Source organism: Burkholderia glumae LMG 2196 = ATCC 33617 (assembly GCF_000960995.1).
Classification (GTDB): domain Bacteria; phylum Pseudomonadota; class Gammaproteobacteria; order Burkholderiales; family Burkholderiaceae; genus Burkholderia; species Burkholderia glumae.
The window spans coordinates 711,787-723,010 of record NZ_CP009434.1; the positions used below are offsets into that span (position 1 = coordinate 711,787).

Consider the following 11,224-nt stretch of genomic DNA (forward strand, 5'->3'; position numbering starts at 1 on the left):
TGGCGCCCTGCCCTCACAGCCGGCTCCGCAGCGAATCGGTCCGGCGCGTCGCCGCCGTGATGCGGCGCAGGCGCACCGTCTTGGCGAGGCGATCCAGGACCTCGGTGATCCTGCCGGGCGAGCCCGGCGCGGCGCCCGCTGGCGTGAAATGATCGTCCAGCGCGATGCCGCCGAACTGCAGGTCGTTCGCCAGCAGGGCGTCGGTCAGCCTGGCGACGCTCGTGCCGATGCCGGCCCATGCCTTGCCGAAATCGGCCAGCACACGGCGCGATGTCACGGGCGGCGCGAGGCACTCCTGCCAGGGCACCAGTATGCCGCCCACGGGCGCCGCGCCGCGCGCGGTTTCCAGCAGCCGCCAGCGCTGCGCGATGGCGCCGTCCTGCCTGCACCAGCGGCCGTCGGTGGCCGCGCAGCTGGCGACGACCGACGCGGTCGGCAGCCCTAGCCTGCCGAGCCGGCGAAGCAGCGCGGCCCGGGCGTCGTCGCCGGCCTCCGGCGTCGCGTCGTGCTGCACCCGCACCAGCAGCTCGAGTTCGTCCTCGTAGTCGGCGCGCAAGGCACGCAGCCAGGCGCCGCTGTCGCGGCGCAGTGACGGCGTTGCGACACCGAGCAGCACCAGCAGGCGATCGTCATGGCCTTCGCAGATGGCCCGTACCCGCCGCGCGACGGCGGCCCGGGTGGCGACTGCGCTCATGCCGCGCCCGGCTCGGCGGCGGCGCGGCAGCCGGCGAGCGGCGCGCGCGGGTAGGAGCCGAAGATTCGCAGGTCGGCGGCGATCGTGCCGATATCGTGCAGGGCGGCGCCGACGTGCGTGTCGTTCTGGTGGCCGTCAATGTCGATGAAGAAGCGGTATGCCCACCCCGCGGTGCGGCCGGGACGCGAATCGAGCCACAGCACCGAGATCCGGTGCCGAGCCAACGCGTCGAACACGCGCGCGAGCGCGCCGATCCTATCGTTGAGCTGCAGCATCAGGCTGGTGCGGTCGTGGCCTGTCGGCTCGGCCGGTGGCCCGCCGAGCACGACGAAGCGAGTGCGATTGCCGGGCTCGTCCTGGATCGCGTTCGCCACGATCCGTAAGCCGTATCGGTCGGCCGCCGGTTCGCCGGCGATGGCGGCGCAATCCGTCATGCTGGCCGCCTCGCGGGCCGCCGCCGCGTTGCTCGCGACCGGGACACGGCGCAACTGCGGGGCGTGCGCGTCGAGCCACGCGCGACACTGCGCCAGCGCTTGCTGGTGACCGAGCACGCAATCGACGCCGTCGAGCGTGCCGGATGCGCTCAGCAGACAGTGGGCGACCGGCAGCACGACCTCGCCGACGATCGGAGCGCTTGCCTCGGCCAGCAGGTCCAGCGTGCGACTGACGGTGCCTTCGGTCGAATTCTCGATCGGCACCACCGCATGTTCGACCTTGGCTGCCGCCAGTGCCGCGAAGGTCGCCTCGAGCGTGTCGCATGCGAGGGGGCGGATCGGATCGCCGAAGTAGCGCTGCATGGCGGTTTCGGTGAAGGTGCCGGACGGGCCCAGGAACGCAATCGACGGCGCTTGCTGCACCTCGCGGCTGACGCGGAACAGCGTTTGCCAGATCGCCGCGACGTGGCGCTCCCGCAGCAAGCCGAGCGGCCGAGTGCACAGCCCCGCGACGATTTCCGTTTCCCTCGCCGGCTGGCGGATGGTCCGGCCGTCACACGCCTTGACGCGGCCGATCTCGGCGGCGTGCTGCATCCGGCGCGCGATCAGCGCGAGCAGTTCGTGGTCGATTGCATCGATCTGCGCGCGCTGCAGGGCGACCGGGTCGTGAGCGGGCGAGGCGGTGTCGGAAAGAGGCATGACGGGACCGTGAAGGTAGCGAAGGGAAGGGCGGTGTGCGCTCAGCGCGCGAGGGCCGGCCGGCCGATGCGCTCGGACGCTTCATGAACGCGTTCGAGCGCGACGGCATACTCGGCCGCGAGTTGGGCGACGATCTGCTCGACGCTCAGCACCGCGTCCATCGAACCGACACCCTGGCCGGCGCCCCAGATATCGCGCCACTGCCTGGCGCCGGACTCGGGCGAGAAATCGAGGCGTGCGTGCTCGGCGCGGGGCAGGTTGCGGACGTCCAGGCCCGCGGCCTCGATGCTTTGGCGCAGATAGTTGCCATGTACGCCGGTGAAGGCGTCGGTGTAGACGATATCGGCGGCGGTGGCCGCGACGATCGTGTCCTTGTAGCGCGGCGCGACGTTGGCTTCGTGGGACGCCAGGAAGCGCGTGCCCATATAGGCGCAGTCGGCGCCCAGGGCAAGCGCCGCGGCGATCGCCGCGCCCGTGGCGATCGCACCTGACAGCGCGACGAAGCCGTCGTGAAAGCGTCGAACCTCCGAGACCAGCGCGAACGGAGACAGGGTGCCGGCATGGCCGCCCGCGCCGGCCGCGACCAGGATCAGGCCGTCGACGCCGGCTTCGAGCGCTTTCTCGGCGTGTCGTACGGTAGTGACGTCATGCAGCACGACGCCGCCGTAGGCGTGCACGGCATCGACGATCTCGCGCGACGGCGCCCGCAGGCTCGTGATCAGGATCGGCGTGCGCCGCTCGATGCAGATCCGCAGGTCGGCCTCGAGCCGCGTATTGCTCTGGTGGCAGATGTGATTGACGGCATACGGCCCCACGCACGCGTCCGGATGGGCGGCGCGATGGGCGGCCAGCGCCTCGTCGATTCGATCGATCCAGTCGCCGAGCTGCGCGCTCGGTCGAGCATTGAGGGCGGGAAAGGCGCCGACGATCCCGCTCTTGCATTGGGCCAGCACCATCTCGGGGTAGCTGGCGATCAACATGGGTGACGCGATGAGCGGCAGGCGCAGACCCTGCAGCGGCAGCGAGCGCATCGGCGTGCCTCCTCCCGCGGCGCTCATGGTGCGACCGGCGCGCTGTCACGGCGTTCGGCAAGCCGCTCGTGAAAACTGTCGCGGCCGACCGCGCAGCGTGTATGGGTGCCTTCGCCGACTACGCCAGCCGCATCGCTAACCGATACCTTGTAGGTCATCATGCGACCATCCACCGAGATCAGCTCGGCGTCGACCGTGACCTCCCAGTCGGGCGGCGTGGGCGCGAGATGCTTGATCTCGAAGTGATAGCCGACCGTCATCAGGTCGGCGCCGAGCAGGTGGTCCGTTGCCTGCATGCAGGTCTGCTCGATGAAGATGATCATGATCGGGCTGGCCAGCGCGTGCGCTTCGCCGCCCCACTGATCGGCAAGCGAGATCGTATCGACGCGATGCGTGGCGCGGGCACAAAGGCCGGGCTGGATGGACACGGCAGACTCCTTCGGGACGAGAGAGAAAATGAGCGCTCAGGCGGCTTGCTTGTGCGCGGCGCTGGCGCGGCGCTGCAACTGGCTGAAGATGTTGCGTGCGTGCATTTCTTCGGTGCCGCCCGCGGTTCCCATCGCGAGCGCGTCGGCAACGAAAGTCGAGAGCGGGCCGCGGCGATAGCCGTCGCTGCCGTAGATCGCAAGCAGGTGCAACGCGGCCTGGATCAGGTCGCGGGCACCGCCCAGTTTCGCCACCGAGCAGCTCGCAAGCGCAGACGGGGTGCCGGCTCGCAACTGGTCGAGCGCGGCGAGTGCCATCCAGCGCGAGCGTTCCGAACCGACGTGGATGTCGACGAGCCGCCGCTGGACGTGCTGATGCGTGTCGAGCGTCACGCCGAGCGCGCCGCGTTCGCGAACGTAGGCGAGCGCGTCGTCGAGGAACGGCCCGACCACGTCCGCGCACAGCAGGCCGAACAGCGCCCGGTTCATCGAAGCGATGTCCATCAGGACAGGCAGCCCGTCCTTCGGGCTGCAAAGCAAGTCGTCGGTTCCGAGCGCGACGCCGTTGAAGTTCATGTCGCCGATCGGCAGATCGGCGACACCGAGGGTGTCCTGAGGATCGCTGCGTGTCACGCCGCTGCGTTGCGGATCGAGAAGAACCAGCGCCGTGCCGGGGCGACCGTCCTGCGTGGTGCTCGCGGCGACGAGGACGAGTGCCGCGTCGGGGGCGTGGCTGATGTTGTACTTGTGGCCGTCCAGCCGCAGCGCCTGGCCGTCCGGCGTGACGCGAGTCTGCAGGGCGCGGATTTCGGTGCCGGTGCCTTTCTCCGAGATCGCCGTGGCGGCCACCGCGCCGGCCATCAGCGCCGGCAGCAGGCGCTCGCGCTGAGCCGGTGTGCCGTGGCGCAGCAGGGCGCGGATCACGGTGGCCTGATTCGCGAGCGCCATCGCAAAACCGATCGATCTCGTCGTTGCAACGATCGCCTCGAACGCGGCGATGAACCCATTCGACGCGGTGTCCGGGCCGGCGTCGCGGTCGGCGCCCAGCGTGCGCCACAAACCTGCCTCGGATAGCGCCCGCCAGCTTGCCCAGTCGAATCCGCGACGCGGTGACGACGCGACGTGACGCAGCGCGATGGCGCGATAGGTCGCGGCAGCAGCGTGTTGATCGGGCGTGAATTCGAAGTTCATGGCGTCCCTGATGCGATGCGGATGGGGTGTGTCCAATCTATCCAAAACATCGGGACGGAGAAACTGTCAGTTTTCGCAATCGTCGCGGTGGGGGCGCCACGCCAAGGCATTCGCGGCCGGCACGAGCCGACTGCGTGGGGCCGCACTGCGCCGCGCGGGTGCAGAGGGTGTCGAGAGATGAGGAAGTGGAGCGCGGAGTGCCGCGCCGCGCGGCACATGGCGCCGGATTCGGCCGGCAAACAGCCCGGGCCCGCGTGCGGGGCCGGCAGGCGCGAGTCGCCGGCCTCCCAGCCCCCTTGCGGCGGGACGCGGCCGCTCAGACCGTCGGCATGTCCGGCAGGGCCGGGTCCTGCAGCGCGATCGCCGTGGGCGAGGTGACGATCGAGCTCGACAGCTCGGTCACCACCTGCGTGGCGGCCGGATCGCTGAAGCTGCTCCTGCCGTTCTCCACGTGGCCGGCGGCGCGCCAGGCGAAGGCCGCGCCGTCGGACACCGTCAGGTCGTACCATTGGTGGCTGTGCCTGAGCGTCCAGACTTCCTCGACGAATCCTTCCGACGGGATCGAGAAGCGGCGCGTCTGCGCCCCGTAGGCGTTATCCGTGACGGACAGCTTCACGGCCTTGCCGCCCTTGTTGCTGATCTTCAGCATGACGTTGCCGTTGGCGGCGTCGTAGCCCACCACCACCGTCGGCCTGGCCGACCTGTGCCGGGTCTTCTGGTCCTGCGGGATGGCACCCACGAAATGGCGCACGAAACCGTTCGGGCCATAGACCAGGAAGTTGTAGACGCCACCCGTGCCGGCCAGATTGAAGGTGTCGGCGATCGACTTGCCGGCTTCCACCGTGTAGCGCCATGGGCCGTCGCTGCGGTTGGTCGAGTACACGTAGAAGCACGCGCCCACCTTGCCCGTGTTCGAGAAGTGGATCTGGAATTCGTTTTCCTTGATCGCTTCGCGGCCGTTGGCGTGCAGTTCGTAGGGCAGGGCGCGCGCGGCACGCACGCCGGCTTCCTGCTCCTTGATCGAGGCGGGGCTCGGCACCGCGGGCACCGCCGCCTTCGGGTTCTGGCAGGACGCGTCGGATTTCGCCTGGTAGTTGCTGGTATCGGGCAGTACCGGGAAGGCCGCGTCCGGCGTGCCGAAGTCGAAGCAGCTCAGCAGGTCGCCCGAGACGGCGCGGCGCCACGGGCTGATGTTGGGCTCCATCACGCCGAAGCGCTGCTCCATGAAGCGGATCACCGAGGTGTGGTCGAAGACCTGCGAGTTCACGTAGCCGCCCTTGGTCCATGGCGAGATCACGATCATCGGCACGCGCGGACCCATGCCGTAGGGCAGGTTGTCGGCCGTGTAGCTGCCGCCGCGCCGCGGGTTCACCACGTTGTGGATCTCGGCGCTGACGTCCACGGTCGACAGGCCCTGGCCGCGATGGGTGGGCGGTTGCGGCGGGGCGAGGTGGTCGAAGAAGCCGTCGTTCTCGTCGTACATCAGAAAGAAGACGGTTTTGCTCCACACCGCCGGGTTCGAGGTCAGCGCGTCGAGGATCTGGGCAATATAGGTCGCGCCATAGGCGGGCGTATAGCGCGGGTGCTCGGAGTAGATCGCCGGCGGGCACAGCCAGCAGACCTGCGGCAGCTGGTTGGCCAGCACGTCGTTCTTGAGGTCGGCCAGGGTGCGCACGGCGTTGCCGCGCGTTTGCAGCGCCGAGCCGGCCGGCGCGTTGATGAAGTTGGCGAAGTTCGGCAGCATGTTGGTGCCGTAGTTGCCGTTCACCGGGTCGTTGCCGTTTACGCCCTGCTGGTAGAGCTGCCACGAGATGCCGGCCGCCTGCAGCCGCTCCGGGTAGGTGGTCCAGGTCAGCAGATCCCACTTCGGCGGCAGGTCGTCGTCGATGGCGTCGTTGTTGTCCAGCAGCGGGCCGCCCTGCTTGCCGGTCGGGTCCACCATGCCGGTCATCAGATAGGTGCGGTTCGGGTGGGTCGGCCCCGGCATCGAGCAGAAGTAGTGATCGCAGATCGTGAACGCATCGGCCAGCGCGTAATGGAACGGGATGTCCTCGCGCACGTGGTAGCCCATCGTCAGGTCGGACTTGTTGGCCGGCCAGGCGTCCATGCGGCCGTTGTTGATCGCGTGGTGGGTCGGGTACCAGCTGTGGTCCAGGTCGCCCAGGCATTCGCTGACCTTGTTGACGTCGTAGCGGAACGGCAGCACCGGCGTGGCCGGATCGGCCTTGGATGGCTGGAACCAGACCGGCCGGCCGCTGGCCAGCGGGATCGGGAAGCGGTCGTTGTAGCCGCGCACGCCGCGCAGGTGGCCGAAGTAATGGTCGAACGAGCGGTTTTCCTGCATCAGCACCACGATGTGCTGCACGTCCCGGATCGAGCCCGTGCCCGACGCCGCCGGAATGGCGAGCGCCTTGCGGATGGCATCGGGGAACACCGTCAGGGCTGCTGCCGCGCCGGCCGTCGAGGCGGCGGTCTGCAGGAAGCGTCGTCGATTGTAGGTAGACATGGTCGGGCCTCTCGTGAGAGATACGGTGAAACGTGGGTGGGCGGCTTTCTATTGGCGGACTGCCGAGGACTGCTTGCCGGTCAGTTGCTGGAATCCGCCGCGGGCTCGGGCGGGTAGTGGACGACCGGGGGGGACTGCTCGAATGCCAGCGGCGAGGGCTCGCCGTCGGTGGGGCGGATCGTTGGCGCCAGCGCACGCGCGGCGCGCGGCGGATCGACGGTCTCGGTCACGCCCGCCGACATCGCGACGGCCGGCGAGGGCGGGTCGATCGGGGACGTGTCGTGCGGCGCCTGGGCGGTGGCTGTGGCAAGGGGAGCGCCGGAATCGAGCGTCGTGCCGAAGCGGCTGGCGCCAGCCGCGTGATCGGCCGGGCGCAGCGAGAGCGCCGCGAAATCCTGCCGGGACGATACGGCGCCGACCGGATTCGCCTTGTCACAGCCGGCCAGCACCGGCATCACGGCCAGCGCCACCAGAAACCTCGATGCTTTCATTTTTCCGACCTGTCACTCGGTTCGAATTCAAGATGGCGATATCTTGATTCAAGTTCGATGTCATATTTATGAAGGGAATTTCGCTATAGATTATTGGATTCGAGACGGATTTTTCGCGATGTGGTTTGGCATGTGATCGAAACGCTGTTGAAAGCAGGGGAATCCGATGGAAATGCTTGATGGTAAAGGGTTTTGGAGGATCTGGCAGGGGCGGCCATGCGGAGCCTGGATTCGATTTTCATTTCGATAAAAGTAAAATTTATCGAATTGTTTTAATAATTAATGGTAATTTGTTCCGTGCTTTTGGCGGAGCGTCGCAGACGCGAGACACGGATCCGGCATGCTCATTTTCCAATTGGATGCCGAGCAGCGGCCGCTGAAGACGAAGCCGTCATGCGAGAAGCGCGGTGCTGTTCACGCGGGCGGCGCCCCTCGCGCTGTCGAGGCCGTCCGGACGCGCGCCGAAGCAGGCGGCCCTAGCTCGGCCGCCGCCGTCGCGCCGAGCAAGCCGGCAGTTGCGCCTGCTGCCGTCGATCCTGATGCTCGGCAGCGCCGGACGGCTGCGACGGCAAGCGGCACGGCATGCCGTGCCGCGACTAGGTCAGCAGGCTCCAGATGGCAAGGAACGGCGTCTTGCCCGAGCGCATCGCATGGACGTGATGCGGCTCGTTGTGAATGCCTCCGCCAATGCCTGGATCGAACCACTCCCCGCCTTGCTGACGAAATTCTCCGGGCGTGAGTAGCACATACGCCTCCTCCGGCGGATGGTGGTGGTCGGGATAGCGGGTATGCGGCGCCATGAGCGAAAAACCGAGTTGAATGTCATAGCGGCTTTCGGCGCCGCCGGGGCCGCAAACCATTCCGTGAACGTGATCCTCGATATACCGCGGGCTGCCGTGCGAACCGGAGGTGCGGCGCGACCATCCCAGTTGCGGCTCCAGGGACTTGATGGCGCGTGCGACCGCGCCCATTTCGGCGCTCTGCGCGGTCACCGTGGCGAGCGCAAGGTCGAGCCAATCGCATGCGGGATATCGCGCGCGATGTCGGACTTGGTCGTCTGACGGCACGCGCAGCCGCTCGAAGACCCGTGCCGCGACATCTCTGCCGGCGCTCGGCAGCGAGGTGGAGCGGAACAGGTGCCGAGCGATCTCGATAAAGGTGGAGATGTCGTCTGATCGATGCGCCATGCAGGCCCTCCAAATGGGTTTGCCCAGGATCAACACCAGCCTAGCGCGGATCGCGATCAAGCAACCAGGTCTCCCGTCCTCGGAAGCGCCGCGCGGCTGGCAGAAAATTTCTGCGTGAATCGATAACAATTTTATTATATGCGCATTATTAAAATCCCGCGTCATCTGAATAATGTGGTTGAGAAATTCAAGCAATCGAATCTTGAACTATTGATGAAAAAGAAATTGAAAAATCATGAATCGGTACACGCCGTCACTCTCGGTAATTCCGAGATTCCCAACCCTGGGTTGCCAATATATTGGTAATAACAATCAAAGGGAGGGAATGCGGAGGGCCGCCAGAGGCCGGCGTCATGGGCTTCTGACAGGCATGGGGCATCAATTGTCCGCGAATCCCAATGCTGAAACCCGGTGCGCGGCGCGATTCAAAATTTCCTTAAAGATTGCTGCCTATCTGTCGTTATTAGAGACGGAGAGTGAACTTCATGTTCGCTTGGTATGAGGAATTCTTTGCGTGACGAATTCAGGCCGCTTGCCTGAGCCCCGCCGCTCTTCTTTTCCCACTTCATGCCTGTCGTGGCTGCGGCCGCGTCGGTCTTCGTCGTACCGGTTCTTCCCGACTAATAAGGACATGCAATGGCACTCGTGAGGCACTCCCAGAAAACAGCTGACGGCGCATCCGACGGCCCTCGCGCGGTGGGCTCCACCCGCGACGCCGAGGCCCAGCGCAAGCGCGCGCGTACTCTGGCCAAGCAGCAGCAGGCGGCCGAACGGATCGCAGCCGCCACGACGCAATTGGCGTCCGGCATCAACGAGGCCGCCTCGGCGGCCGAGGAGCTCAAGCGCGCGGCCGACCAGATCGCCACCGGCGCCGAGGAGGCCAGTGGCGCGGCTCAGGAATCGCTTACCGCGTTCAAGCTGATGGAGGACGCGATCGCGCGCCAACGGCAAAGCGCGGATACGAGCCAGGCGCGGGTGGAAACCACGCAGATCCTGATCGCGCGCACCACTGCCGATGTTGGCGGCCTGGTCACCAACGTCGGCTTCGTCGCGCAACGGCAGGCCGCTTCGGTGCAGCGGGTGCAGGAACTGGAGCAGCAGGCCGCCAACATCGGCGACATCGTCAAGGCGGTCGTGCGCATCGCCGATCAGACCAACCTGCTCGCGCTCAACGCCGCGATCGAGGCGGCGCGCGCCGGCAAGCACGGCAAGGGCTTTGCGGTAGTGGCCGACGAAGTGCGCACGCTGGCCGAGACCTCCGAGAAGAGCGCCAAGCAGATCCAGGATCTGGTCGGACAAATCCAGCAGGAAGTGAAGATCGTTGCCGAAGGCATCAATGCTTCGGCGCGCAGCATTGAAACGGAGGTGGCGAAAGGCGCCGCGATTACGGAACAGCTCGAGCAGATCCGCAAGGACACCATCGAGATCATGACCGGCGCCACGGAGATCGCCAATGGCGCGCAGCAGTCCGCCGCCGCCACGCAGCAGGCGCTCAAGGGCTCGGAAAGCATCGCCGCGGCAGCCGAAGAACAATCGGCGGCCGCCGAGGAGTCGGCCAAGACGGTGAGCGAGCAGGCGCGGGCGCTGAACGAATGCGAGCAGACCACGCAGGCGTTGTCGGAATTGGCCGAAGATCTGAAGAGTTCCACCGACGTGGCCAAGAGCGCGGAGGAAGTGGCCTCGGCTGCCGAGGAACTGTCTTCCGCGGTGCAGGAAATCAACCGCTCCAGCGCTCAGATCCTCGTCGCGATCGACCAGATCCGCAAAGGCGCGCAGGTCCAGGCCCGCGCCATCGAGGACTCCGTGGCGGCCGTGGTGCAGATCGAGTCCGGCCTGCAGATCGCGCAGACACGCGCCCAGGCCAATGGCGAGCGCGTGAGCGCCATCAAGGCGCTGCTGACGGTCAACAAGGACGCGGTCGACGCGCTGATCGCCGGCATCGGCCAGTCGGTGGACGCCGCACGCGTGAGCATTCGCCAGATCGGGGAACTGGAACTGGTCTCGCGGCGTATCGACAAGATCGTCGACGCGATCACCACGGTCTCGATCCAGACCAATATGCTGGCGGTCAACGGCTCGATCGAAGCCGCCCGTGCCGGCGAGTTCGGCAAGGGCTTCGTCGTGGTCGCGACCGACATCCGCAACCTTGCGCACGACTCGGCCGAGAACGCGGATCGCATCAAGGACCTGGTCAAGGCAGTCCAGGACCAAATCGGCGTGGTCGGTCGCGACCTCAGCGATATCGCCGCCATCACCTCGAACGAAACCGAAAAGGCCAAGGCCAGCACCGCCAATCTGATCTCGATCGAAACCGACATCGCCGCCGTGGAGACCGGTGCCGCCGAGGTCTTGGGCGCCGCCAATGACATTGCCAGCGCCATTGCCCAGGTTCGCACCGGCATGAATCAGATTTCGACCGCCGCGCAGGAGGCGGAAAAGGCCGCCGCCGAATCCGCGTCCGCGGCGCAGCAACAGTCGCAAGGCACCGAAGAGCTGGCTGCCGCCATCGAGGAAATCTCCTCGCTGGCCGACGAACTGCAAAGCGCCTGAGCGCTGGCGAGATCCC

At 66.9% G+C, this 11,224-nt stretch carries 9 protein-coding genes; 1 reads left to right on the top strand and 8 read right to left on the bottom strand.

Annotated elements, in window-relative coordinates; all coding sequences use genetic code 11:
- Window positions 1–13: 13 nt before the first annotated feature.
- The 8 genes from KS03_RS04330 to KS03_RS04365 all read right to left on the bottom strand — a co-directional run bounded on the left by KS03_RS04330 (window position 14) and on the right by KS03_RS04365 (window position 8,658).
- Entirely contained in the window at window positions 14–694 is a 681-nt protein-coding gene (locus KS03_RS04330; protein ID WP_017433221.1) for a hypothetical protein, read from the bottom strand.
- A complete protein-coding gene (gene pheA, locus KS03_RS04335; protein ID WP_015878007.1) occupies window positions 691–1,827 on the bottom strand; it encodes a prephenate dehydratase in 1,137 nt (378 codons plus the stop codon). The genes KS03_RS04330 and pheA overlap by 4 nt, the downstream gene beginning before the upstream one ends.
- Before the next feature lie 41 nt (window positions 1,828–1,868).
- On the bottom strand, window positions 1,869–2,858 hold the full coding sequence (locus tag KS03_RS04340; RefSeq protein ID WP_015878006.1) for an NAD(P)H-dependent flavin oxidoreductase: 990 nt from the start codon (window positions 2,856–2,858) through the stop codon (window positions 1,869–1,871).
- 23 nt (window positions 2,859–2,881) lie between these two features.
- Window positions 2,882–3,286: a thioesterase family protein gene (locus KS03_RS04345; RefSeq protein ID WP_015878005.1), complete on the bottom strand. Its 405-nt coding sequence runs from the start codon at window positions 3,284–3,286 to the stop codon at window positions 2,882–2,884.
- Window positions 3,287–3,322: 36 nt separating this feature from the next.
- Entirely contained in the window at window positions 3,323–4,474 is a 1,152-nt protein-coding gene (locus KS03_RS04350) for an acyl-CoA dehydrogenase family protein (protein WP_015878004.1), read from the bottom strand.
- Window positions 4,475–4,790: 316 nt separating this feature from the next.
- The gene (locus tag KS03_RS04355; RefSeq protein ID WP_015878003.1) at window positions 4,791–6,980 is read right to left on the bottom strand and encodes a phosphocholine-specific phospholipase C; all 2,190 of its coding nucleotides are present in this window, start codon (window positions 6,978–6,980) and stop codon (window positions 4,791–4,793) included.
- Between the two features lie 80 nt (window positions 6,981–7,060).
- Window positions 7,061–7,450, bottom strand: a complete 390-nt coding sequence (locus tag KS03_RS04360; protein ID WP_035980915.1) for a hypothetical protein — start codon at window positions 7,448–7,450, stop codon at window positions 7,061–7,063.
- Window positions 7,451–8,067: 617 nt separating this feature from the next.
- Window positions 8,068–8,658 (bottom strand): dimethylsulfoniopropionate lyase, encoded by a 591-nt coding sequence (locus KS03_RS04365; RefSeq protein WP_015878002.1) that lies wholly within the window; start codon window positions 8,656–8,658, stop codon window positions 8,068–8,070.
- Window positions 8,659–9,294: 636 nt separating this feature from the next.
- Here KS03_RS04365 and KS03_RS04370 point away from each other — a divergent pair.
- Window positions 9,295–11,208 (top strand): methyl-accepting chemotaxis protein, encoded by a 1,914-nt coding sequence (locus KS03_RS04370; protein WP_015878001.1) that lies wholly within the window; start codon window positions 9,295–9,297, stop codon window positions 11,206–11,208.
- Window positions 11,209–11,224 lie beyond the last annotated feature (16 nt).

What these genes read in the sequence shown, in the direction of transcription:
- KS03_RS04365 (WP_015878002.1), bottom strand. Translation starts at nt 8,658, where the DNA reads ATGGCGCATCGATCAGACGACATCTCCACCTTTATCGAGATCGCTCGG.
- KS03_RS04350 (WP_015878004.1), bottom strand. Translation starts at nt 4,474, where the DNA reads ATGAACTTCGAATTCACGCCCGATCAACACGCTGCTGCCGCGACCTAT.
- KS03_RS04330 (WP_017433221.1), bottom strand. Translation starts at nt 694, where the DNA reads ATGAGCGCAGTCGCCACCCGGGCCGCCGTCGCGCGGCGGGTACGGGCC.
- KS03_RS04370 (WP_015878001.1), top strand. Translation starts at nt 9,295, where the DNA reads ATGGCACTCGTGAGGCACTCCCAGAAAACAGCTGACGGCGCATCCGAC.
- pheA (WP_015878007.1), bottom strand. Translation starts at nt 1,827, where the DNA reads ATGCCTCTTTCCGACACCGCCTCGCCCGCTCACGACCCGGTCGCCCTG.
- KS03_RS04340 (WP_015878006.1), bottom strand. Translation starts at nt 2,858, where the DNA reads ATGCGCTCGCTGCCGCTGCAGGGTCTGCGCCTGCCGCTCATCGCGTCA.
- KS03_RS04355 (WP_015878003.1), bottom strand. Translation starts at nt 6,980, where the DNA reads ATGTCTACCTACAATCGACGACGCTTCCTGCAGACCGCCGCCTCGACG.